General features: G+C 48.5%; 19 protein-coding genes and 1 pseudogene. 15 read left to right on the top strand and 5 right to left on the bottom strand.

All coding sequences use genetic code 11. The features are described 5' to 3' along the window. Positions 1-48 precede the first annotated feature (48 nt). From rimP to OA57_RS09380, 7 genes are all read left to right on the top strand, one after another. The gene (gene rimP, locus OA57_RS09410) at positions 49-510 is read left to right on the top strand and encodes a ribosome maturation factor RimP (protein WP_034617166.1); all 462 of its coding nucleotides are present in this window, start codon (positions 49-51) and stop codon (positions 508-510) included. Positions 511-557: 47 nt separating this feature from the next. Continuing rightward, positions 558-2,045: a transcription termination factor NusA gene (gene nusA, locus OA57_RS09405; protein WP_034616822.1), complete on the top strand. Its 1,488-nt coding sequence runs from the start codon at positions 558-560 to the stop codon at positions 2,043-2,045. A 16-nt stretch (positions 2,046-2,061) separates the two neighbouring features. Continuing rightward, positions 2,062-4,707, top strand: a complete 2,646-nt coding sequence (infB, locus tag OA57_RS09400) for a translation initiation factor IF-2 (RefSeq protein ID WP_084589915.1) — start codon at positions 2,062-2,064, stop codon at positions 4,705-4,707. 65 nt (positions 4,708-4,772) lie between these two features. Next, positions 4,773-5,168: a 30S ribosome-binding factor RbfA gene (gene rbfA / locus OA57_RS09395; protein WP_034616819.1), complete on the top strand. Its 396-nt coding sequence runs from the start codon at positions 4,773-4,775 to the stop codon at positions 5,166-5,168. A gap of 8 nt (positions 5,169-5,176) precedes the next feature. Next, on the top strand, positions 5,177-6,091 hold the full coding sequence (gene truB, locus OA57_RS09390; protein ID WP_034616816.1) for a tRNA pseudouridine(55) synthase TruB: 915 nt from the start codon (positions 5,177-5,179) through the stop codon (positions 6,089-6,091). A gap of 299 nt (positions 6,092-6,390) precedes the next feature. Further along, on the top strand, positions 6,391-8,997 hold the full coding sequence (gene acnB / locus OA57_RS09385) for a bifunctional aconitate hydratase 2/2-methylisocitrate dehydratase (protein WP_034616813.1): 2,607 nt from the start codon (positions 6,391-6,393) through the stop codon (positions 8,995-8,997). A 94-nt stretch (positions 8,998-9,091) separates the two neighbouring features. Further along, positions 9,092-10,195, top strand: coding sequence for a metallophosphoesterase (locus tag OA57_RS09380; RefSeq protein WP_034616809.1), 1,104 nt, complete (start codon positions 9,092-9,094; stop codon positions 10,193-10,195). Positions 10,196-10,263: 68 nt separating this feature from the next. Here the strand turns inward: OA57_RS09380 and gyrA are convergent, their stop codons facing one another. Then, a complete protein-coding gene (gene gyrA / locus OA57_RS09375) occupies positions 10,264-12,915 on the bottom strand; it encodes a DNA topoisomerase (ATP-hydrolyzing) subunit A (RefSeq protein ID WP_034616807.1) in 2,652 nt (883 codons plus the stop codon). Between the two features lie 218 nt (positions 12,916-13,133). Here gyrA and ubiG point away from each other — a divergent pair, with 218 nt between their 5' ends. Beyond that, positions 13,134-13,844, top strand: a complete 711-nt coding sequence (gene ubiG, locus OA57_RS09370; protein ID WP_034616805.1) for a bifunctional 2-polyprenyl-6-hydroxyphenol methylase/3-demethylubiquinol 3-O-methyltransferase UbiG — start codon at positions 13,134-13,136, stop codon at positions 13,842-13,844. A gap of 95 nt (positions 13,845-13,939) precedes the next feature. Continuing rightward, entirely contained in the window at positions 13,940-15,676 is a 1,737-nt protein-coding gene (locus tag OA57_RS09365; protein ID WP_034616804.1) for a thiamine pyrophosphate-dependent enzyme, read from the top strand. Positions 15,677-15,733: 57 nt separating this feature from the next. On the opposite strand, the gene fur is transcribed toward OA57_RS09365, so the two are convergent. From fur to OA57_RS09345, 4 genes are all read right to left on the bottom strand, one after another. Continuing rightward, on the bottom strand, positions 15,734-16,183 hold the full coding sequence (gene fur / locus OA57_RS09360; protein ID WP_034616801.1) for a ferric iron uptake transcriptional regulator: 450 nt from the start codon (positions 16,181-16,183) through the stop codon (positions 15,734-15,736). 148 nt (positions 16,184-16,331) lie between these two features. Then, on the bottom strand, positions 16,332-16,856 hold the full coding sequence (gene fldA, locus OA57_RS09355; RefSeq protein WP_034616798.1) for a flavodoxin FldA: 525 nt from the start codon (positions 16,854-16,856) through the stop codon (positions 16,332-16,334). Positions 16,857-16,866: 10 nt separating this feature from the next. Then, a complete protein-coding gene (ybfE, locus tag OA57_RS09350; RefSeq protein WP_034616795.1) occupies positions 16,867-17,154 on the bottom strand; it encodes a LexA regulated protein in 288 nt (95 codons plus the stop codon). A 93-nt stretch (positions 17,155-17,247) separates the two neighbouring features. Next, positions 17,248-18,036 carry an alpha/beta fold hydrolase gene (locus OA57_RS09345; protein ID WP_034616792.1) on the bottom strand — a complete coding sequence of 263 codons (789 nt, stop codon included), beginning with the start codon at positions 18,034-18,036 and terminating at the stop codon, positions 17,248-17,250. A 144-nt stretch (positions 18,037-18,180) separates the two neighbouring features. Here OA57_RS09345 and OA57_RS12980 point away from each other — a divergent pair. The 6 genes and pseudogenes from OA57_RS12980 to mepA all read left to right on the top strand — a co-directional run. Next, positions 18,181-18,237 (top strand): annotated as a pseudogene (locus OA57_RS12980) (hypothetical protein); the annotation flags it as partial. Positions 18,238-18,240: 3 nt separating this feature from the next. After that, the gene (seqA, locus tag OA57_RS09340) at positions 18,241-18,795 is read left to right on the top strand and encodes a replication initiation negative regulator SeqA (RefSeq protein WP_407637103.1); all 555 of its coding nucleotides are present in this window, start codon (positions 18,241-18,243) and stop codon (positions 18,793-18,795) included. 3 nt (positions 18,796-18,798) lie between these two features. After that, positions 18,799-20,262 carry an o-succinylbenzoate--CoA ligase gene (gene menE, locus OA57_RS09335; protein ID WP_084589914.1) on the top strand — a complete coding sequence of 488 codons (1,464 nt, stop codon included), beginning with the start codon at positions 18,799-18,801 and terminating at the stop codon, positions 20,260-20,262. Positions 20,263-20,274: 12 nt separating this feature from the next. After that, complete coding sequence (mscK, locus tag OA57_RS09330) at positions 20,275-23,610, top strand: mechanosensitive channel MscK (RefSeq protein ID WP_034616786.1); 3,336 nt, start codon at positions 20,275-20,277, stop codon at positions 23,608-23,610. 22 nt (positions 23,611-23,632) lie between these two features. Further along, on the top strand, positions 23,633-24,721 hold the full coding sequence (aroC, locus tag OA57_RS09325; protein WP_034616783.1) for a chorismate synthase: 1,089 nt from the start codon (positions 23,633-23,635) through the stop codon (positions 24,719-24,721). Positions 24,722-24,725: 4 nt separating this feature from the next. Then, the gene (gene mepA / locus OA57_RS09320) at positions 24,726-25,535 is read left to right on the top strand and encodes a penicillin-insensitive murein endopeptidase (protein WP_235424666.1); all 810 of its coding nucleotides are present in this window, start codon (positions 24,726-24,728) and stop codon (positions 25,533-25,535) included. Positions 25,536-25,541: the final 6 nt, after the last annotated feature.

Raw genomic sequence — 25,541 nt, 5'->3', positions numbered from 1 at the left:
TTTTTTTATATCTTATTTTTTATTGTACTGATTGAATTGGGGGTTGTCTTGGCAACTTTGGAACAAAAAATACAGGAATTGATTCAAGATTCGGTAGATGCACTGGATTGCGAACTGGTCGGTATCGAATGCCAGCGTAGCGGGCGCTATCTGACCGTGCGGGTGTATATCGACAAACAAGGCGGCGTCAGTGTCGATGACTGTGCCGATGTGAGCCGTGAAGTGAGCGCGATTATGGATGTCGAGGATTTGATTGCGGATAAATACAATCTTGAAGTCTCTTCGCCGGGCCTTGACAGACCGCTGTTTACGTTAGCACATTATCAGCGTTTTATCGGGCAGGACGTCGCGATTCATTTGCGCGTGCCGGTATCGGATCGGCGTAAATGGAGCGGTAAGCTGGAGAGTGTGGAAGGAGATGTGATCACGCTGCTTGTCGACGATAATCCGTATGCGTTTGCATTCGGCAATATTCAGAAAGGCAATATCATTTATAAATTTGAACATTAATTGTGGTTATGGCGCGATGATGCGCGGTGATCAAGACAGAGGCAAAAATGAGCAAAGAAATTTTACTGGCGGCAGAAGCCGTATCGAATGAAAGATTATTACCTCGTGAGAAAATCTTTGAAGCGTTGGAAAACGCACTGGCAATTTCTACCAAGAAAAAACATGAAATGGATATTGAAGTGCGGGTGGTGATTGACCGTAAAACCGGCGATTTCGAGACATTCCGCCGCTGGCTGGTGGTAGAGGAAGTGACGGCGCCGACTAAAGAAATTACGCTGGAAGCGGCACGTTATGAAGAGCCTGAAATCCAGTTGGGGGAATATGTTGAAGATCAAATCGAATCGATTGCATTTGATCGTATCACCATGCAAACCGCCCGTCAGGTGATCAGCAGTAAAATCCGTGAAGCGGAGCGCAATAAAGTATTGGAACAATTCCGCAGCCAAGAAGGCGAGATCGTTACCGGCGTGGTGAAAAAAGTCAGTCGTGATACGATTCAGTTGGATTTGGGTAATCAGGCGGAAGCGGTGATTATGCGCGAAGATATGCTGCCGCGTGAAAATTTCCGCCCGGGCGATCGTATCCGCGGGGTGTTATATCAAATCAAACCGGAAGCGAAAGGGGCGCAATTATTTGTAACCCGCGCCAAACCGGAAATGATTATCGAGCTGTTCCGTATCGAAGTGCCTGAAATCGGCGAAGAACTAATTGAAATTAAAGGCGCTGCGCGCGATCCGGGATCGCGTGCCAAAATTGCAGTGAAAAGCAATGATCGCCGTATTGATCCGGTCGGGGCGTGTGTCGGTATGCGCGGGGCTCGTGTGCAGGCGATTACCAACGAATTGGGCGGTGAACGGGTGGACATCGTACTTTGGGATGACAATCCGGCGCAATTTGTGATTAACGCCATGGCGCCGGCAGATGTCAGCTCTATTGTAGTTGATGAAGACAAACACGCGATGGATATTGCGGTGGAAGCCGGCAATCTGGCACAGGCTATAGGGCGTAACGGGCAGAACGTTCGTCTGGCAACACAGTTGACCGGCTGGACATTGAACGTGATGACCACCGATGAATTGAGTGAGAAGCACCAAAAAGAAACCGGTAAATCCTTGGATTTGTTTATCCGCCATCTGGATATCGACGAAGATTTTGCCGCATTGTTGGTTGACGAAGGCTTCAGCTCGTTGGAGCAGATTGCCTATGTACCGACGGAAGATTTGCTGGAAATTGACGGAATGGACGAAGATTTGGTCGAAGAGCTACGCAATCGAGCGAAAAACGCTTTAACGACGATTGCATTGACTGAACAGGAAAAACTTTCGCAATCCAATATCCAACAGGAATTGCTGGAGCTGGAAGGTATGGATCGCCATTTGGCATTTAAATTTGCCGAGAAAGGGATTACGGATTTGGAAGAATTGGCGGAGCAGAGTGTTGATGATTTGTCCGATATTGAAGAATTGAGTGAAGAAAAAGCGGCTCAGCTGATTATGGCGGCGCGCAACATCTGCTGGTTTAACAATGCAGAGTAAATTTTAGGGGGAATCAATGAGTAAAACAGTCAAACAGCTTGCTAATGAGATTAGCACCCCGCTTGAACAGTTATTAAAACAATTGTCGGATGCCGGGATCAGCAAAACGGAAAACGATCCGATCAGTGTGGAAGAAGAAGGACGACTGTTACAGTCGTTGAGCGGTGAAGGCGTTAAGCCGAAGAAACTCACTTTGCAGCGCAAAGAACGCAGTACGTTGAAAATTGCCGGTTCGGGCGGTAAAAATAAGGAAGTTCAGGTTGAAGTACGCAAAAAACGGGTGATCAACCCGACATCGGCGGAAGACTTGGTCAAGAAAAAAGCGGCGGAAGAGCAAGCTCGTCAAGAAGCCGAAGCGCAGGCGAAACGTGAGGCGGAGGCGAGAGCCCGTGCCGAGGCTGAAGAAAAAGCCAAACGTGAAGCACAGCAAAAAGCCAGACAGGAAGCTGCTGCCAAAGCGGAGCAAAGTGCGGTCGAAAGTAAAAAAGCGGATCCGGAAAAAGAAAAATTGAAAGCGGAAGAAGCTGAATTACGTCGTAAGGCCGAAGAGTTGGCGACACAGAAAGCGGAAGAAAAAGCCCGTGAGTCGGCGGAACAAGCCCGCCGTTTGGCAGAAATCAGCACTGATAAGGACGAAACGCCGAAAGCAGAAGAAACGGCGGCGGTGGTGGATGCCCGTTTGACTTCCCGTTATGCGCAGGAAGCGGAGGACGAAGAAACCCGTCGTAAGGAAGGGCGGGGTCGTAACAAAAAAATCAATAAAGCCAAAAAAGGCGGACGTGATGACGACACCAATAAAACCGAGCGTGAAGCTAATCGTCGTAATCAGAAAAATATCAAGGGCGGTAAAACCCCGCGTCGTGGCGGCAGCTCATTACAACAGGAGTTTACCAAACCGACTCAGGCGGTTAACCGTGAAGTCGTTATCGGAGAAACCATTACAGTAGGTGAATTGGCTGCCAAAATGGCGGTTAAAGCCACTGAAGTGATCAAAACGATGATGGGCATGGGCGCAATGGCGACCATTAACCAAGTGATTGATCAGGAAACCGCACAACTGGTTGCCGAAGAGATGGGACATAAAGTCGTTTTACGCCGTGAAAACGAGCTGGAAGAGTCGTTGTTGAGCGATCGAGACAGCAATGCGGTGGAAATGACGCGTGCACCGGTGGTGACCATTATGGGACACGTTGACCATGGTAAAACCTCATTGTTGGATTATATCCGCAAAACCAAAGTGGCGTCCGGCGAAGCCGGCGGGATTACCCAGCATATCGGGGCGTATCATGTTGAAACCGAAAACGGCATGATCACGTTTTTAGATACGCCGGGACACGCCGCTTTTACTTCGATGCGTGCCCGTGGTGCAAAAGCAACGGATATCGTGGTGTTGGTGGTGGCTGCCGATGACGGCGTGATGCCGCAAACCATCGAGGCGATTCAACATGCCAAGGCGGCCAAAGTGCCATTGGTTGTCGCGGTAAACAAGATTGATAAACCGGAAGCGGATCCGGATCGGGTCAAAAACGAATTGTCGCAATATGATGTGATTTCCGAAGAATGGGGCGGCGATACGCAGTTCGTGCATGTTTCGGCGAAACAAGGATTGGGAATCGACGATTTATTGGAAGCGATTTTGATTCAATCCGAAGTCTTGGAACTGACCGCAGTAACCGATGCGATGGCAAGCGGTGTGGTGATCGAATCTTACCTCGACAAAGGGCGCGGTCCGGTGGCGACGGTATTGATTCAATCCGGTACTTTGCATCGTGGCGATATTGTCCTGTGCGGTCTGGAATACGGACGTGTACGAGCCATGCGTGATGAAAACGGGAAAGAAATCGATCAAGCCGGGCCGTCTATTCCGGTTGAGATTCTAGGACTTTCCGGCGTTCCGGCGGCGGGTGACGAAGCGACAGTGGTACGTGATGAGAAAAAAGCCCGTGAAGTGGCGTTACACCGTCAGGGCAAGTTCCGTGAAGTGAAATTGGCACGTCAACAAAAAGCCAAATTGGAAAATATGTTCACCAATATGACGGAAGGCGATGTTGCCGAAGTAAATATTGTGGTGAAAGCCGATGTTCAAGGCTCTGTCGAAGCGATTTGTCAATCTTTGGTCGAGTTGTCAACCGATGAAGTGAAAGTGAAAATTGTTGGTTCCGGTGTCGGCGGTATTTCTGAAACCGATGCCACACTGGCCGCCGCATCAAATGCGATTCTGGTCGGCTTTAACGTGCGTGCCGATGCCTCTGCACGCCGAGTCATCGAAGCGGAAAATATTGATTTGCGCTATTATTCGGTTATTTATGACTTGATCAATGAAGTGAAAGCGGCGATGAGCGGCATGTTGGCACCGGAATTCAAACAAGAGATTATCGGTTTGGCGGAAGTGCGCGATGTGTTCAGATCACCGAAGTTGGGCGCGATTGCCGGCTGTATGGTGACTGAGGGAATCGTGAAACGCAACAATCCTATCCGTGTCTTGCGTGATAATGTGGTTATATATGAAGGCGAGCTGGAATCCCTGCGCCGCTTTAAAGACGACGTCGGCGAAGTACGTAACGGCATGGAGTGCGGAATCGGCGTGAGGAACTACAATGACGTGCGTGTCGGTGATCAAATCGAAGTGTTTGAAACCGTTGAAATCAAGCGCAGCATTTAATCGCAGCAAACTTGAAAAGGCGATCATCGGATCGCCTTTATTCTATTGAGAATGGAAAATATTATATGGCAAGAGAATTTAGCCGCTCACAGCGAGTGGCGCAAGAAATCAAAAAAGAGATCGCGGTCATTTTGCAGCGCGAAGTGAAAGATCCGCGTATCGGCATGGTCACCGTCTCTGATGTTGAATTATCGCGGGATTTGGTTTATGCCAAAGTATTTGTTACGTTCCTGTTTGATCAGGATGAGCAGGCGGTAAAACAAGGTATGGACGGTTTGCATAAAGCGTCGGGTTATATCCGCTCTTTGCTGGGCAAAGCCATGCGCTTGCGGATTGTGCCGGAATTGCGTTTCGAGTATGACAATTCGTTGGTAGAAGGCATGAGAATGTCGAATCTGGTCAGCCAAGTGCTGAATGAAGATAAAGCGAAACATAAAACAGATGAGTCGGGCGAAGAGTAGGAAAGCAAGTGTCGAAACCAAAAAAACGCGGGCGTGATATTGACGGTGTGGTACTGGTGGACAAACCGCAAGGGCTGAGTTCCAATGATTTACTGCAAAAAGTCAAACGGTTGTATCAAGCCAACAAAGCCGGACATACCGGGGCGCTTGATCCGTTGGCAACAGGCATGTTGCCGATCTGTTTGGGCGAAGCGACCAAATTTTCTCAGTTTCTGCTGGATGCGGATAAGCGTTATCGAGTGACGGCAAAATTGGGAGAACGTACCGACACCTCCGATGCCGAAGGTCAGCTTGTCGCCATAAAAGAAGTAAAGTGCGGTCAGGACGCCATTCTGGGGGCATTACCGCACTTTCGCGGCAAACTCATGCAAGTGCCGACCTTGTTTTCAGCCTTGAAACATCAAGGCAAGCCATTGTATGAATATGCCCGCGCCGGTATTCATGTGGAACGGGAAGCTCGTCCGATTACCATTTTCGCATTGGAATTTGTCGACTACCAAGCCCCGTTTTTAACCCTTGATGTGCATTGTTCGAAAGGAACCTATATTCGTACTCTGATTGACGATTTAGGCGAATATCTGGGGTGTGGCGCCCATGTAACGGTGCTGCGGCGAAGTGCGGTAGCCGATTATCCCGCTGACAGAATGGTAACGTTGGAACAGTTGCAGCAATTGGCGCAACAACAGGATTTGTCGCTGCTGGATCGTCATTTGTTGTCGACAGACACGGCGGTCGACAGGCTGCCGGCATTGAGGCTGAATACGGAGCAAACAACGGCAATCGGCTTTGGGCGGCGTATCCGCTTCGACAATCCGCAACAATTACAAGGGCAAGTGCGGTTATATGCCGACGATGCCCGTTTTTTGGGCATGGCGGAAATCACGGATAATGTAATTCATCCTAAGCGGCTGATAACACAATAATTATTTTAAAAGCGTATTTGATAAAATACGCTTTTTTGTCATTTTAAACCGCACTTCTACAACCTAAACAGAATGGATAACATCGACAGCCTATCGATTGCGGCATACCTTAGGAATAAAAACTGATTTTCTTGTTAAAAATCCTTGATCTAGCCCAAAGAATTCACATAAAGTGCTGGTATAGTGCGCTGTAGGGTGTAATATGTAACAATTTAATAACAATAGATCCGACGAATGTCTGTTGTCACTCAAACACTGTTTACTCTATTTACTCACAATCATGATGACGAGGTGTAATGATGTCCGATTTCTTACAGAATTATCGAGCCCATGTCGCGGAACGGGAACAACAAGGCGTGATTGCCAAGCCGCTGGACGCAGAACAAACCGCACAATTGGTGGAATTATTGAAAAAACCGATTGCCGGTGAAGAAGCCTTTTTAGTGGAATTATTTGAAAATCGCATACCGGCCGGCGTTGATGAAGCGGCCTATGTCAAAGCCTCGTTTTTGTCGGCACTGGCTAGCGGCGATGTCGATTCGCCGCTGATTTCCGCCGAAAGAGCGGTGGAACTGCTCGGCACCATGCAGGGCGGGTATAATATCGAACCGCTGTTAAAAGCGTTGGACAATGAAACGCTGGCACCGTTGGCGGCAAAAGCCCTCTCTTTTACATTGCTGATGTTTGACAGCTTTCATGATGTGGTGGAAAAGGCAAAAGCAGGTAATCAATATGCGCAGCAGGTGCTGAAATCGTGGGCGGAAGCGGAATGGTATTTGTCACGCCCGAAATTAGACGAAAAAATCACGGTGACGGTATTTAAAGTGACCGGAGAAACCAATACCGATGATCTGTCGCCGGCGCAAGATGCTTGGTCACGACCGGATATTCCTTTACATGCGCTGTCGATGTTGAAAAATGAAAGAGACGGTATTCAACCGGACGAAGCCGGTGTAATCGGGCCGATTAAACAGATTAATGCATTGAAAGAAAAAGGCTTTCCGTTGGCATATGTCGGTGATGTGGTCGGAACCGGTTCATCACGTAAATCGGCGACCAATTCGGTGTTATGGTTTATGGGCGACGATATCCCGTTTGTCCCGAACAAGCGTGCCGGCGGTGTGGTGCTAGGCAGTAAAATTGCGCCGATTTTCTTTAATACGCTGGAAGATGCGGGCGCACTGCCGATTGAAGTCGATGTCGCCGATTTGAATATGGGCGATGTGATCGATATTTATCCGTACCAAGGCAAAATTTGTAAACATGATTCTGATCAGGTATTGGCTGAATTCGGTTTGAAAACCAATGTGCTGTTGGACGAAGTGCGTGCCGGCGGACGGATTCCGCTGATTATCGGGCGCGGATTGACCCATAAAGCGCGGCATGAATTGGGATTGGAAGAAAACGATGTTTTTGCCAAACCGAAAGCTACGGAAAAGAGCAATAAAGGATTCACCTTAGCGCAAAAAATGGTCGGACGGGCTTGCGGTGTGGAAGGGATTCGTCCGGGGCAATATTGTGAGCCCAGAATGACCTCAGTCGGTTCGCAAGACACAACCGGACCGATGACACGCGATGAGCTGAAAGATCTGGCTTGTCTGGGATTTTCAGCGGATTTGGTGATGCAATCTTTCTGTCATACGGCGGCTTATCCGAAACCGGTAGATGTTACCACACACCATACATTACCTGATTTTATTATGAACCGTGGCGGCGTTTCCCTGCGCCCGGGAGACGGCATTATCCACTCCTGGCTAAATCGTATGTTATTGCCGGATACTGTCGGTACCGGCGGCGATTCCCATACCCGTTTCCCGATCGGTATTTCATTTCCGGCCGGTTCGGGACTGGTGGCGTTTGCCGCAGCAACCGGCGTCATGCCGTTGGATATGCCTGAATCCGTTCTGGTACGCTTTAGCGGCACAATGCAGCCGGGTATCACGTTGCGTGATCTGGTGCATGCTATTCCGTATTATGCGATTCAGCAGGGATTGCTGACTGTTGAGAAAAAAGGTAAGAAAAACATTTTCTCCGGACGTATTTTGGAAATCGAAGGCTTGGAACAACTGAAAATCGAGCAGGCGTTCGAGCTTTCCGATGCGTCGGCGGAACGTTCGGCGGCGGCTTGTACCATCAAATTGGATAAAGAACCGATTATCGAATACCTTAATTCCAACATCACCTTGTTGAAATGGATGATTGCCGAAGGCTACGGTGATGTGCGTACTTTGGAACGTCGAATCAAAGGAATGCAGGGATGGTTGGCTAATCCGCAGCTGATGGCCGCCGATGCGGACGCTGAGTATGCGGCGGTGATTGAGATTAATCTGAATGAAATCAAAGAACCGATTTTGTGCGCACCGAACGACCCTGATGATGCACGCAAATTATCGGATGTGGCCGGTGACAAAATTGATGAAGTATTTATCGGCTCTTGTATGACCAATATCGGGCATTTTCGTGCCGCAGGCAAGTTGTTGGATAAATTCAAAGATGTGATTCCGACCCGTTTATGGATTGCACCGCCGACTAAAATGGATGCGGCACTGTTGACTGAAGAAGGCTATTACAGCATTTTCGGTAAGAGCGGTGCCAGAATGGAGATGCCGGGCTGTTCATTATGTATGGGCAATCAGGCGCGTGTGGCGAGCGGCGCTACGGTGGTTTCTACCTCGACCCGAAATTTTCCTAACCGTTTAGGGCAGGGTGCCAATGTATATCTGGCTTCGGCGGAATTATCGGCCGTTACCGCATTATTGGGCAGACTGCCGACCGTTGAAGAATACCTCGACTATTCGGCCGAACTGCAAACGGATAAAGAGGATACTTACCGTTATATGAATTTTGACCAGATTAACAGTTATGTGAAAAAAGCCGATGAGGTAATTTTCCAGACGGCAGTGTAAAATTTATAGTTAAACGTTTATACTTGTGATCCCTTAGCCCTTGCTAAGGGATTTTTTTGAACGCATTTTTCGGCGCTAATTTTCGGAGTCTGCCATGCCACCACGTTATTTGATTATTTTTGCGGTTGTGATGATTACCGCCCAACTGTTTATTTATGTAACCCAACGTGGCTTGCGCTGGTATTTCAGCCCCTGTTTTAAACCAAAAGGCGGGCAAAAGTGCGGTCTGGCACTGAGTTTATTGCTGTGGATCATACCGAATACATTAATGGCGATTACCGCTAGCCGCATTTTTCCGCAGTTCAGGCTAACCGCACTTGTGCTGTTTTTACTGGCATATGCTTTTATGCTGATTCTGGCTTTATGGTTGTTGTGGTTAATCGCCAGGAAATGGATATCGGCACCGAAACTGAACCGCACTTTGCGTGTCGCCGCGCCGTTATTATATGTATTTTTTATCGGTTTGGGGCTGTATAACGCCTATACACCGTATGTCCGGCATTATGCCGTTCAAAGTGAAAAATTACAGGGCAGTTTACGGATTGGCATGGTGGCGGATTTGCATTTGGGAAAATGGTTCGGCGGCAAACAATTGGATAAACTGGCGGAGATTATGCGCGAACAACAGGTGGATATTATCCTGATGCCGGGCGATATTATGGATGATAATCTGGACTATTATCTGGCGGAAAATATGCCGCCGCACTTGCAGGCATTGCAAGCGCCGTTAGGTGTGTATGCAACGTTGGGAAATCATGATTTTTTTGGCGCTCAACGTCAGATTTATCAAGCATTAACACAAGCCGGTATTCAGGTGTTGGCTGATGAAGCGGTGATGATTGATAACCGGTTTATTGTGGTCGGACGTAACGATCATCTCGACAAAAGCCGTTTACCGCTGGATCAATTACTCAGCCGATTGCCGCAAGACGGCCGTTTACGCATTTTACTTGATCACCGACCGGATGATATCAAACAAAATGCAGAGTTGGCGTTGGATTTACAGGTTTCAGGTCATGCGCATAAAGGACAGGTTTTCCCGGCGAATCTGATCACCGCCTTTATTTATCCGCTTGATCACGGTTATTTGAATTTGAACGAACGGCATTTCTTTGTGACTTCAGGCTACGGCTTTTGGGGAATTCCTTTCCGAATCGGATCGCAATCGGAAGTGATGATTATCGATATTAACCGCTAAAGTGCGGTTTTGAAGCAAAAGAAACGGGCGCAGATTGACTTTCTTGCGCCCGTTTTATTGAGACGTGGTTATGCTTCGGTTTCGGCTATGACCTCATCGGTTTCATCTTCTTCATCCAAATCACAGACTTTTTCCAGACCAACGACATGTTCGTTTTCGGCAGTACGAATCAGACGAACGCCTTGAGTATTACGGCCGATAGTGCTGACCTCGCTCACGCGGGTGCGAACCAATGTGCCGGCATCGGTGATCAACATAATTTGATCGTTTTCTGCCACTTGTACCGCCGCCACGACTTTCCCGTTGCGTTCACTGACTTTAATTGAGATTACGCCTTTAGTGTTGCGTGATTTGGCAGGGTATTCGCCCAATAAGGTACGTTTGCCGTAGCCGTTTTGGGTGGCGGTCAGAATCGCACCGTCATTTTTCGGCACCACCAGCGAAACTACTTTATCAATACTCAAATCAAGTGCGGTTTCCGCATCGTCGGCGACATTGGCGTCATCATTGTCGTTTTCATCCGCATTTAAATCATTAGTCAGTGCCAGACGGATCCCGCGTACACCGGTTGCGGTACGTCCCATCGCACGTACTGCCTCTTCGCTGAAGCGCACTACGCGGCCTTGCGATGAAAACAGCATGATTTCATTGTTGCCCTCGGTGATGTCAACCCCGATCAATTCGTCATTATCACGCAGGTTAATCGCAATCAAACCACTGGCGCGCGGACGGCTGAATTCGGTCAGGGCGGTTTTTTTCACCGTACCGCTGGCGGTTGCCATAAAGATATATTTGTTTTCGGCATATTCGGCGACCGGCAGAATCGCAGTGATGCGTTCGTCCGGCTGTAACGGCAGAATATTGACAATCGGTCGGCCTCTTGCGCCTCGGCTGGCTTGAGGCAGCTGGAACACCCGCAGCCAGTAGAGCCGGCCGCGGCTGGAGAAACACAGAATGGTATCGTGGGTGTTGGCGACTAATAAGCGTTCGATAAAGTCTTCTTCTTTCATTTTAGTGGCGGATTTGCCTTTACCGCCGCGGCGTTGCGCTTCATAGTCGGAAAGCGGCTGATATTTCACGTAGCCTTCATGGGAAAGCGTTACCACCACATCTTCCGGCGCAATCAAATCTTCCAGACTGATATCCGCCGAACTGGCGGTAATCTCGGTACGGCGCGGATCGTCAAATTGTTGTCTGATTTCGTTTAATTCTTCACGAATTACTTCCATCAAGCGTTCAGGATTGTTCAGAATAAACAGTAATTCGCCGATGATATCCAACAAACCTTTATATTCGTCCAGCAGTTTTTCATGTTCCAGTCCGGTCAGTTTTTGCAGGCGTAAATCCAAAATTGCCTGTGCTTGGACTTCGGTCAAATAATAGAGGTTTTCACGAATACCGTATTCGGGGGCTAAATCTTCCGGACGGGCGGCGTCTACACCGGTTGCTTCCAGCATTTGCGAAACGTGTCCCAGTCGCCATGGTTTTGACAACAGGCCTTCTTTTGCGGCTGCCGGCGTCGGCGCCTGACGGATCAATTCGATAATCGGATCAATGTTCGCCAATGCAATCGCCAATCCTTCTAAGATATGCGCACGCTCGCGCGCTTTGCGCAATTCGAATACGGTGCGGCGTGTAACCACTTCGCGACGGTGTAACACGAATGCTTCGATTAATTGTTTTAAATTCAGCAGTTTCGGCTGACCGTGATCCAGCGCAACGGTATTGATGCCGAAGGTTACCTGTAATTGGGTCAGGGCATACAGATTGTTGAGTACCACTTCACCGACGGCGTCACGTTTGATTTCGATGACGATCCGCATTCCGTCTTTGTCCGATTCGTCACGCAGGGCGCTGATGCCCTCCACTTTTTTCTCTTTTACCAAATCGGCAATTTTTTCGATCAGTCGGGCTTTGTTAACCTGATATGGAATTTCATGCACAATAATGGTTTCTTTGCCTTTGGCATCGGTTTCCACTTCGGCACGGGCGCGGACATAAATTTTGCCGCGGCCGGTTTTATAAGCCTCTTCAATGCCTTTGCGGCCGTTGATGATGGCTGCCGTCGGGAAATCCGGACCGGGGATATAAGTCATCAATTCATCAATAGTGATGTTGCTGTTATCGATATAAGCCAGACAGCCGTCGATCACCTCGCCCAAATTGTGCGGCGGAATATTGGTTGCCATTCCGACCGCAATGCCGCTTGAACCGTTGACCAGCAGTGCAGGGATACGGGTCGGCAACACTTCAGGGATTTGTTCCGAGCCGTCATAGTTCGGTTGGAAATTGACGGTTTCTTTTTCTAAATCAGCCAGTAGCGAGTGTGCGATTTTGGTCATTCTGGCTTCGGTATAACGCATTGCCGCCGGTGAATCACCGTCAACCGAACCGAAATTACCTTGACCGTCCACCAACGGATAACGCAATGAGAACGGTTGTGCCATCCGCACCAGCGTATCGTACACGGCGCTATCGCCGTGCGGGTGGTATTTACCGATCACTTCCCCGACGATACGTGCCGATTTTCGATACGGCTTGTTGTAATCGTTACCGCCGACACCCATCGCAAACAGCACTCGGCGATGCACCGGTTTCAAGCCGTCACGCACATCGGGCAAGGCGCGCCCGACAATAACCGACATGGCGTAATCAAGATAGGAGGATTTTAGTTCTTCTTCAATGTTGACGGGAGTGATGTCACTTGCAAATTCGCTCATTCAAAGTTTTCCTGATTGACTGAATATAAAGCTCAAAAAACGGCTTGCTCAAGTCGTAAACCGTTAATGAAAAGTGGAAAAATTATAGCATAAAGGCCAGTCTTTCCCTAATTTTATAGTGAATTTTATGCAAGAATTCTGCATAATGAAAAGCTTGTCCGCCGCTCTGAAATGAAGGCGAAGTGCGGTATCGGTCATAACGAGAAATGGATACAATCATGCAAAATGTTGATCAACGAGAAATAGAAAAATTTGCCGGAATGGCGGCAAACTGGTGGGATCCGGAGGGGGATTTTAAGCCGATTCACCGCTTGAATCCATTGCGTTCGGCATATATTCTGCGTCAAGCAGGCGGTTTATTCGGCAAACGGGTGCTGGATGTCGGCTGTGGCGGCGGTATTTTGTCGGAAAGCATGGCACGACAAGGCGCAAGCGTGATCGGAATCGATATGTCGCCGCAGCCGCTTCAAATCGCGCGTGAACATGCGATTGCAAGCGGGTTGCAAATTGATTATCGTCAAACCACAATCGAAGATTTTTTAACGGATTTACAGCAACGACAAGCTGAAAAATTTGACGTTGTTACTTGTATGGAAATGCTGGAACATGTTCCGGATCCCCGTGCGGTTGTGCAAAGCTGTCGGGCACTGCTGAACAAAAACGGCGTGCTGTTTTTTTCTACGATAAACCGCACATTGAAAGCTTGGGCGTTGGTGGTAATCGGGGCGGAATACGTGTTGAAAATGTTACCGCGAGGCACACATGATTATGAGAAATTTATCAAACCGTCGGAGCTGTTGGGCTGGTGCGATGAAGCGGATTTAGCGTGTGTGGATATGGTCGGTTATCACTATAATCCGTTAAGCGGTCGTTTTCGTCTGAATCAAGATGTGAGGGCTAATTATATGTTGGCGGTCAAACATAAATAAACCGCATTGTTGCGGAAAATATCCTTTTAATACCGTTGTTTTTTTGCTATTTTTTTTGTTGTCGATTAAAAAATAATCTTCAACAGGAGGAAGATATGGGCAAAACAGTGGCGGATCAGTTGGTGGATATGTTGTTACAGGCCGGCGTAAAACGGGTTTATGCGATTACCGGCGACAGTTTGAATCCGGTTAATGCGGCTATTCGCAGCAGCGGAAAACTAGAGTGGATTCACGTTCGGCATGAAGAAGTTGCGGCATATGCCGCGTCAATGGATGCCGAGCTGAACGGCATCGGTTGCTGTATGGGCAGTTCCGGCCCCGGTCATGTTCATTTGATTAACGGATTATATGACGCCAATCGTTCAGGCAATCCGGTGATTGCGATTGCCAGTACCTGCCCTTCTCACAAATTCGCACAAGATTATTTTCAAGAAACCAACCCTTATTATCTGTTTCAGGATTGCAGTAAATTTGTTGCGGTAGCGAACACGGCGCAACAATTCCCACACATGATGCAATCGGCGATTCAGACGGCAATATCGCAAAAAGGCGTATCGGTAGTGGGGTTGCCGGGGGATGTCGCTTCGGCGAAAGCGGTGGAAATTCCGACTTCGGAAATCACTTATCCTCCAAGTGCGGTTTATCGCCCGAGCGACAGCCAATTGCAACAGGCTGCCGCACTGTTGAATCACTATAAAAATATTACGTTGTATTGCGGTCACGGCTGTCAACATGCGGTCGAAGAGGTCAAAATGCTGGCTGCGAAGTTGCAGGCGCCGATTTGTTATACCTTTAGAGGAAAAATCTTCTTTGACAGCGATGATAATGAATATCGTGCCGGTTTAAACGGTCAGTTGGGTTACCAATCCGGTTATGATGCCTGTAACAAAGCTGAAGTCTTGGTGATGTTGGGGTGTGATTTTCCGTATGCCGAATTCCTGCCGACCGACAACAAAATTATTCAGGTCGATATTGAGCCTGCGCGTTTGGGGCGCCGTGCCAAAGTGGATTTGGGTTTAGCAGGCGATGTCGGTGATACCGTTCGTGCCTTGCTGCCGTTGCTGGATCAACATACCGACCGCACTTTTCTGGACAGTATGCAACAGGCTTTCCGAAAATCCGAAGCCAATTTCGCACATTATATTGAAAATAAAGGCAGTGAAGACCATATTCAGCCTGAATATGTTGCGCATTTGGTCAGTGAATTGGCAGCCGATGATGCGGTGATTACGGTCGATACCGGCATGACATCCGTTTGGGCTGCACGTTTTATCAAACGTAAGAAAAACCGCTATCTGACCGGTTCGTTTAACCACGGTTCGATGGCAAATGCAATGCCGATGGCAATCGGCGCTTCGGTATCGAGCCGGCGGCAGGTAGTTGCCTTGTGCGGCGACGGAGGGTTATCGATGTTGCTGGGCGATTTGGCAACGATCATGCAATATAAGCTGCCGATCAAAATTATTTTGTTTAACAATCGCGCGTTGGGCATGGTGAAACTGGAGATGCAGGTGTCGGGCTTGGTGGATTGGCAAACGGATATGGTGAACCCGCCGTTTGACAAAATTGCCGACCTGATGGATATCAAAGGTTTTGCGGTACACAAGACCGCAGAAGTTGAGGCGGTGATGCGACAGGCGTTTGCCCACGATGGTCCGGCATTGGTGAATATTTACACCAATTCTGATGCGTTGAGCCTGCCGCCACATCCGAGCTTGGCGCAAATGCGGGGATTTATGACATCAATGACGAAAAAACTGTATGCGGGTGAAGTTGCTGACGTGGTGGATACGGCGAAAAGCAATCTGGGGCACTTGAAAGAGCTATTTTAAGTCCGAAGCCGAATATTAAAAACCGCACTTTCAAAGTGCGGTTTGAACAATTTTCGCTTATTTCTTGTTCGGCTCGTCGCAATTTTTAATGTTATTGCATTTGCCGTACAGGTAAAGGCTGTGGTTTTCCAATTGAATACCGTATTCTTTGCTGATTTCACGTTGGCGCTTTTCAATGACGTCATCGCTAAATTCAATCACTTTGCCGCAGTCCATGCAAATGATATGATCGTGGTGATCGACAGGCGCCAGTTCAAATACGGATTTGTTGCCTTCGAAGTTGTGGCGGGTCAGAATGTCGGCCTCGTCAAACTGGTTCAACACGCGGTATACCGTTGCCAACCCGATTTCTTCCCCTTGCTCCAACAACATTTTATAGATGTCTTCGGCAGAGAAATGTTGGTATTCGGTGTTGTGGTTATTTTGCATCAACGCCAAAATTTTCAAGCGCGGTTCGGTAATTTTCAACCCGGCTTTTTTTAGTAATTTAATGTTCTCTTCAGACATATTAACCTCGTATCGAATAGCTGTCGTTGCTTGGCGGAATGAAATCCGGTTAAAGTCGCTATAAATTTGTACATAGTCCTCATATTCTATGGGGAATACTTATCAATTGCAAATAGTGACTTAAAATAATTCTGATAGGTTCCGACGATTAAACCAGTTCAGCCAGATACATCTCGTCATAAATTTGTTTAACCCAGGCACTGACACGCTGTTCGGTCAGCTCGGGCTGACGATCTTCATCGATACACAACCCGACAAAGGTATTGCCGTCAACCAAGGCTTGCGAGGCTTCAAAGCTGTAGCCTTCGGTCGGCCAGTGACCGACGATGGTCGCACCGTGCGGTTCAATGATATTGCGGACGGTGCCCATGGCATCACAGAAATATTCTGCATAATCTTCCTGATCACCGCAACCGAAAATGCCGACAATTTTATCCGTGAAGTCAATTTCTTCCAGCGTAGGGAAAAAATCGTCCCAATCGGCTTGCGCCTCGCCGTAATACCACGTCGGGATGCCGATTAAAATAAAATCGTAGGCGCTAATATCTTCTTTGCTGCTTTTGGCAATATCACGAATATCCACCACGTTATCGCCCAGTTTCTTTTGGATCATTTTCGCGATATTCTCGGTGTTGCCGGTGTCGCTGCCATAAAATAAACCAACAATTGCCATGTTTTCTATCCTATTTTTGTTGTTCCGTCATGCTTAAATATTCGGTCAGTACGTTCTCAATCAACTGCGCCCGATTAATGCCCTGCCGTTCGGCTAACTGCTGTAAGCGATCGATAAGGCCGGTGTGCAGTTTTAACTCGACCCGTTTTAAACCGGAGGCGCGATCACGGCGTAATTGGTTACGCTTGTTAATCCGAGCCTGCTGTTCTCGGGTTAAAGGATTGGTTTTTGGCCGTCCGACTTTGGGAAGATTATGGAATAAATCCAACGTAATGCAATCTGATTCTTGTTTTGCCATAAACCAAATACGATAAGCCGCTTAATTGAGAATGATTTTGAGTTGGCGCACTATAGCACAATTTGTCATAAAGATAAATCGCCGCGAGCGACCTTACCCAAGCGATAAGAAGCGGTTAATCGCATTGATGACCGCATTTGGGTGATCGGCATGGATCCAGTGCGAGCCTTGTGCAATAGTAAATGATGTCGCATTCGGAAATTGCGCCAAGATCGTATCGCGGTACTGCGGCAGAATATAGTCGGATTTTCCGCCTTTTATGAATAAAGTCGGAACGTCGCAAGCAACCGGCTGCCAAGCCATCAATTCGGGATAACAGTGATAAAGTGCGGTCAGATTGAACAAAAAAGCCTGTTCGTGTTGTGCTGAAAAGGATTTCAGCATAAATTGCTGAATGCCCTCCGATTGGATATAACGACTTAGAATCGGCTTAGCCTGTTGTCGGTTGGCGGGGCGGGCGGCTTGAACCGCCAGTAGCGCGGCAAACACATCGTCATGATGGTGTTCCTGATAGCTGATCGGGGCGATATCCAGCACAACCAGCTTTTCTACCCGCTGCGGAATTGTCGAGGCGACACGCATTGCCGTTTTACCGCCCATTGAATGTCCGATTAAGATAATATTGTCCAGTTGCAACCAATCCAGCAGTCGAATGACATCCTCCGCCATTAAGGCATAATCCATTTGGTCGCTGTGAAACGAATGGCCGTGATTGCGCAAATCAACCCGCAGTATCGGAAAGCGTTCATAATAGGCACGGGCAAGCACGCCGAGATTATTCATGTCACCGAACAGACCATGCAAAAAAACCAGCGTCGGCAATTTTCGGTCGGGCTGTTGCGGTTGTTGTAATTGATGGTTTAATAATGGATTTTCAGTCATTTGCTACCGTTAAGTCATGGTTTAATGTTGATGAAATCGGTATAATGTGCCAAATTAGCCAGGGAATCAAGCCGTCTGTTCAAGCCGACAGGGAAAAGGCATCGCCGCCCGGCAACGGACAATAGAACAAGAAAGGAGAGAACGATGAAAATTATTGAAGTAGATGAAGAACTTTATCAATATATTGCCGCCAATACACAGTCGATTGGCGAAAGCGCTTCCGATATTCTGCGCCGTTTGCTGCATTTTTCATCGTCTAAAAACCCCGTGAAGGAAACATTGGCGGTAACAGCGGAAAATCGTGAAACGCAAATCTTGAGCCGGCCGCCGGCGCAACCGTTCGCCGCGGCAGATGAAAAATTGGCTGAAGCGACGCCGAAAAAACAGTCGCAAGAAGCGATTCAGCTTGTCGTAAACCGTTTGAGCAAGGTCTTACAGTCGGCGGATTTTCAACAGGAAAGCAAAGGCGTGGTGCGTTTTTTGATGATTCTGACCGCACTTTATCGAGCCAATCCGGAAAGCTTCGCTCAAGCGGCCGAATCGCTGCAAGGCCGCACCCGTATTTATTTTGCCCGCGATGAAGCCACGTTGTTACAAGCCGGCAATCACACTAAGCCGAAACAGATTCCGGAAACGCCGTACTGGGTGATCACCAATACCAACAGTCAGCGTAAAATGTTAATGTTAGAAGGCGCAATGACGTCGATGCATTTGCCGGCGGAATTGGTTGACGAAGTTAGAGCTTGTTTCTCGGGTTAAACGATGGATGGCGTTGTCAGCAGCCTTTTTCGTTTAGCCGAAGAAAAACGTTGCGCACTTTATTGCCCGGCTCAAAAAGCAAGTGAGAAATCGGATTCTGGCTTGCTTTTGTCGTCTTTGCCGAAGGCGGGGAAAACCGCACTTGAACCCGATTGGCCGCAGCTGTTTTGTGCGATTGATCAGGTTGCCGATCAGTTGGCGGGGCAGGGGGTGCGATCCGGTGAAGGCTTGGCGTTGGTCGGGAAAAACAGTGTACAGCAATTGATGTTGTATTTGGCGGGGTTATCGCTGGGCGCACGGGTGATGGCGCTGAATCCGCAATTTCCGCCGCAGAAAATCGAACGGATTCTGCAACAAAACCAAATCGGATTTTATGTTGCGCCGCCATTGCCGACCACGAGTGCGCAGCGGATTGTGCCAAGTGCGGTAGATTACCGCTTAATCGGCTATCGACGAACCTCGCCGCATTTATGGCAACAGAGCCTGACCTTAACGTTGACTTCCGGCTCCGGCGGTGATCCGAAAGCAGTGGTGCACGATTTGTCAGCCCATTGGCAAAATGCGTTGGGCGTAAACCGCTTTTTAGCGTTTAACCACAGCAAATCGTGGCTGTTGTCGCTGCCGTTGTATCACGTTTCCGGACAAGGCATTATTTGGCGCTGGTTGAGCAGCGGCGCTGTTTTGCATTTTAGCGGTGAAGATTTTTATGCATCGGTCGGCAAAGTCAGCCATGTATCACTGGTCCCGACCCAATTGCAGCGCTATTTGGACTATTTGTCCAACAGTGGGGCGGATAACGAAAAACCGCTGACCGAAGCCATTTTGTTGGGCGGCAGTTATATCGCTCCGGCGTTGTGTCGCCGCGCGGAGCGCTTTGGTTTGACTACTTTTAGCGGTTACGGCATGACCGAGATGGCATCGACGGTATATGTCCGCAAAAATCATCCGCTGATGCCTGAAGTGCGGTTATTGCACGGGCGGGAGCTGTGTATCCGTGACGGTGAAATCTGGCTGCGCGGCGCCGGCTTGGCACAAGGTTATTGGCGGGACGGAAAGATTGTCCCGCTGTTGAACGCAGAAGGCTGGTATCAGACGAAAGACCGAGGCTGCCGGCACAACGGCGAATTGCAGGTGCTGGGGCGGATCGATAATATGTTTATTTCCGGTGGCGAAAATATTCAGCCGGAAGAGGTTGAAGCGGTGTTACAGCAATTTCCGCAGATCGAACAGGCGGTGGTATTGCCGTTGGCGGATCAGGAATTCGGCGCCAGACCGGTTGCGATGCTGCGTTTCAACGCTGCGTTTTCAACGGCGTTGGTGGAACAAGTGCGGTTTTGGCTGCAAGACAAAATTGAACGTTTTAAACAACCGGTTGCTTACTATCCGTTAACCGCCTCGCCGAACCAAATGAAAATTTCACGCCGTCAGTTGCAGCTGGATTTGCAACGGCGATTGGATAATCAGTGATAAAGGACAATTATGAAAAAGCGCGTCGGCATTCTTTTTTCTTTCTTTAGCGTACTGTTTTTAAGCGGGCATATATTGGCCGCAGATATTGTATTGCCGGACAAGGCCGAGCTTGAAGCTGCCATCAGCGCGGCGGAAGCCAATGAAAATAAAACGCCGGATACGGCATTGTTGCTCACAAATTTGCGTGATACGGCAGCACTGCTCGATCAAATAGAGCAGGAAAAAAACAGTATCGAAACGCTGCAAAAAAATATTGATGAGGCAGACAAGTCGTTACAAAAAAGTCAGGAGGATTTGAATCGGCTGAATGCGGAAGGGAACGTTGAATCTTTGTCGCAACAGTGGGATTCCTTGTCGCTGGAGGCGCTCGCTAAACGGCAGCTTGAAAACGAACAGACGCTACAGCAGATCCAGCTTGATTTGGGCAATTTGAACGGCATGTTGGTGACACAGCGCTCGGTGCCGGAGCGGGTGCAGGCGGCACTGGCTCAGAATCTGGCAAGAACGCAGCAGTTGAATAAATTATTGTTCAGCGCTCAGGTCAGCCCTTCATTGGCAAATAAATACCATGCGGAATTACGGCTGATCGAGATTAAAAACCAATATAATCAATTAAGCCTGAGCGGTAATTCTAAATTGACCTCGCTGTATGAGTCGCAAGTGGCGGAAAAAACACTGGAGCAAAAACAGCAGCAGGCGATTCAGGCGGTGCTGATCGAAAAAATCAATAATCTGCGCTTACAGCAATCGCAGCAGCAGGTCGACGAGTTACAGCAAAGCAGTGGTAGCGGTAATGACGGCGATAATCCGCTGTTACGGCAGGAGGCGGAGAGCAATCGCCAACTGAGCCGCTTTTTACTTGAGCAGACTAATAATCATAATCAGTTGGTGCAAGAGGGGCTGCGTATTCGCAATACGTTGGATAATTTGCTGCAAACCCAGCGCAATATTGATGAACAGATCAGCGCATTGCAAGGCACGCTGGTGTTGTCGCGTATTATCAATAAACAGCGTCAGGATTTGCCGAAAGACAGTTTGATCAGCGGATTATCGAAGCGGATAACCGATTTACGGGTACAGATCTTTGATATTAATGAGCGCCGAGACGCATTGTATAATACGGCAAGTTATATTGAGAAGCTGGAAAAAGATCAAAAAACGACTTTTGATGAGGCGGAAAAAACGCAGTTGACCACGATTTTGCAAGATCGGCGTAAATTGCTGACGGACATTATTACCGAATTGAATGCGCAGTTAAACCAATCCATTAATATCGACTTAAACCAGCAACAGGTCATCAGTATCAGCAATGCGCTGCAATCGAAACTGGAACAGCAAAGTTTTTGGGTAAAAAGCAATAATCCGATCGATGTTGACTGGATTGCCCATTTTTCATCATTGGCAAAAATACAGCTGGATCAGATAGTCAAATTATTGGATTTCAGCAATTGGCGTGATTATCTACTGCCGATCGGTTCTTTGGTCGGATTTTTGCTGTTGGCGGCGGCAGGTATCAGTTGGCGCAAAGAGTGGATTAAACGTCAAATCAGTTGGCATAACAGCAAGGTCAATACCTTGAGCGGTGACAATCAGTGGCGCACTTTAATTGTATTGTTTTATACCTTGATTCTTGCGCTGCCGAGTACGCTGTTATTTTTATCAGTCTTGATTTTGGTGATTTATTTCTGTTTTCAAAATCCGTTCGGGCTGTTGCCGTGGGCATTGAAAATGTCGGCATTTTGGTTTTTTATTGCGTTTACGCTGTCATTGTTGCGCCCGAACGGGATCGCCTATCGTCATTTTGATTTTTCGGCCACAACCAATGCTCAGTTTCGTCACACCTTGAAACGTTCGATCCCGATTTTAGTGGTATTGCTGAATGCTTCCGCATTTACTTCGCTTGAGGCGACAGGGATTGCCAATGATGTGTTGGGACAAGTATTGATCATTACCGCACTTTTGTTTTTTCTGTTCCAAATCAGACCTGGGGTGAGCAGTGCGATTGACAGTGTTAATCAGCTTCTTCCGCGCGACAGCCGGGAAGAACAGAAAGAAGCGCCGCATTCAAAGCTGTTCAAATTTTTAAGACTGCTGTTGCTATTGATACCGATTGCGTTAATTGTGTTAATCGGATTGGGTTATTATTACACGGCATTGATATTGATTCGACATACTATTTCTACTTACGTTGTGTTGATTCTGTGGGTCAACCTGCGTGAAATGACCCACCGTGCGATTCGGGTTTCTTCACGCCAGTTGGCATATCGCCGCTTGAAAGAACAGCGTGCGCAAGAGCGGGAAGAGCGCAATGAGTTGCATGGAGAAGATGCGGTGATTGATGCGCAGGACGAGAAAATCGCACTGTCGACAGTCAACCGGCAGGTTACTAAAATCACGGATATCGGGCTATGGCTGTTGCTGTTGGGATTATTTTACTGGGTTTGGGCGGATTTGCTCAGTGTGGCTTATTATCTGGACAATATCAGTCTCTGGCAACAGACCTCAACCGATGCAAACGGCGCTTCGGTGCTCGAATCGGTCACCTTACTCAATTTGTTGACATCAATCGTGATTTTATGGGGAACATATTTGGTCGTGCGCAATTTAAGCGGGGTGTTGGAAATTTTAATTTTTTCCCGTATGCGTTTGTCACAAGGTTCGCCGTATGCGATCACCTCGATTTTAAGCTATCTTTTCGTCGCCATCGGTGCCGGCACGGCATTTTCCAGCTTAGGCATGTCATGGAGCAAATTGCAATGGCTGTTTGCGGCATTATCGGTTGGTTTGGGATTCGGTTTACAGGAAATTTTCGCCAATTTCGTGTCGGGGATTATTATCCTGTTTGAACGCCCGGTGAGGATTGGCGATCTGGTCACAATCGGTGAATTCAGCGGAACGGTATCGAAAATCCGTATTAGAGCGACCACTATCATCGATTTTGACGGCAAAGAGGTGATTGTGCCGAATAAAGCCTTTGTAACCGAGCGTTTGACAAACTGGTCGCTCAGCAACACCACTACTCGGGTTGTCTTGAAGATCGGCGTGGCATACGGTTCGGATGTCGAATTAACCAAAAAACTGTTGTTGCAGACGGCGGACGAATCGCCTTATGTATTGGACGATCCGGCACCGGTGGTTTATTTTCTCGCATTTGGCGCCAGTACGCTGGATCATGAATTACGGGTTTATGTCAGTAAAACGCACGAACGCAATCCAACGGTAGATTTTTTAAACCGCAGGGTTGATCAATTATTTGCCGAAAACGGGATTGATATTGCCTTTAACCAGTTGGATGTCTATATTAAAAATCTGGACAACGGGCAGCAGCTACAGATTGAGAAATAAATTTATCAAGGAATAACGAAACATGGCAGGAAACAGCATTGGACAACTGTTCAGAGTAACCACGTTCGGGGAATCGCACGGTATTGCGCTGGGGTGTATTATTGACGGCGTGCCGCCGGGAATGGCTTTAAGCGAAGCGGATATTCAACCCGATTTGGACAGGCGAAAACCGGGAACATCGCGTTACACTACTCCCCGCCGTGAAGATGACGAAGTGGTGATTCTGTCCGGTGTTTTTGAAGGCAGAACCACCGGAACCAGTATCGGCATGATGATCAAAAACGGCGATCAGCGTTCGCAGGATTACAGCGAAATCAAGGATCGTTTTCGTCCGGGACATGCGGATTATACCTATCAGCAAAAATACGGCTTGCGCGATTATCGCGGCGGCGGCCGCTCTTCGGCAAGGGAGACGGCAATGCGGGTTGCGGCCGGTGCGGTGGCGAAAAAATATTTGCGCGGTCAATTCGGTGTCGAAGTGCGGGGTTTTCTCAGCCAAATCGGCACGGTTAAAATAGCGGAGCAAGCGTTGGATCAGATTGATTGGCAGCAGGTCAACAATAATCCGTTTTTCTGTCCGGATCCAAGTGCGGTCGCGCGGTTTGACGAATTAATTCGTGAATTGAAAAAAGAGGGGAATTCGGTCGGCGCCAAATTAACGGTAGTGGCGGAAAATATTCCGCTGGGGTTGGGAGAGCCGGTATTTGACCGTTTGGATGCCGATTTGGCACATGCGCTGATGGGCATTAATGCGGTCAAGGGTGTTGAAATCGGTGACGGTTTTGCCGTGGTGGAGCAAAGAGGCACGGATCACCGTGATGAGATGACGCCGCAAGGTTTTTGTTCCAACCACGCCGGCGGTATTCTGGGCGGCATCAGCAACGGGCAGCCGATTGTAGCGCATATTGCCTTGAAACCGACTTCCAGTATTACGATTCCGGGCAGGAGCGTCAATTTGGAAAACCAGGCGGTAGAAGTTGTGACGCGTGGGCGGCATGATCCTTGTGTCGGTATCAGAGCCGTACCGATTGCCGAAGCGATGGTGGCGATAGTGTTGTTGGATCATCTATTGCGTCAGCGGGCGCAAAACGGAGTGAATTGTGTTAAATAACAAGATATTCAAAATCCTGCTGTTATCCTTGACAGGAATTTCGGGGGCTGTCTCGGCTTCCCCGTGGGAGCAAATTAAAGCGCCGGTGCAGGGCGAGCCGAATCCGGTCGGCGGTTACAGCAACGGCTGTATTATCGGGGCGAAGCCGCTGGCGTTGCGCGGCGAGGGTTATCAAGTGATCCGTGCCGGAAAGAACCGTTATTACGGACATCCTGAATTATTGGATTATTTGATCCGCTTGGGCAGAAACGCCAAACAAGCCGGCTTGCCGAATGTGCTGGTCGGCGATATGGGAATGCCGGCAGGCGGGCGTTTTAAGAGTGGCCATGCCAGTCACCAAACCGGACTGGACGCCGATATTTGGCTCCGTTTCGGACCATTGACGGATAAACAGGCACTAAACCCGACGGCAACGCTGATGGTTAATCGTAAGGCGCAACGGGTGGATGAAAAAGTGTGGAGTGATCAGCAAACGACACTGATTCGCTTGGCAGCGCAGGATCCGAAAGTGGATCGTATTTTCCTTAATCCGGCAATTAAGTTGAAATTATGTCAAACTGTGCAGGGCGACCGCACTTGGCTGCGTAAAATCCGTCCGTGGTTCGGTCATGATGCGCATTTGCATGTGAGATTGACTTGCCCGCAGGGCGCAAGCTATTGCGAAGCACAATCGCCGGTGCCGGCCGGTGAAGGATGCGGTGCCGAATTAATGTCATGGTTTGAGCCGCAGAAACCGACGACCGGCAAACCGAAAATACCGCCGCCGTTACCGCAGTTATGCCAGATGATTTTGTCCCAACAGGGAAGAGGGTAAAGCAAG

This window comes from Chelonobacter oris, from assembly GCF_000772535.1.
GTDB lineage: Bacteria > Pseudomonadota > Gammaproteobacteria > Enterobacterales > Pasteurellaceae > Chelonobacter > Chelonobacter oris.
Note: the sequence above shows the minus strand (reverse complement) of the source record. Positions and strands in the feature narration are given on the sequence as shown.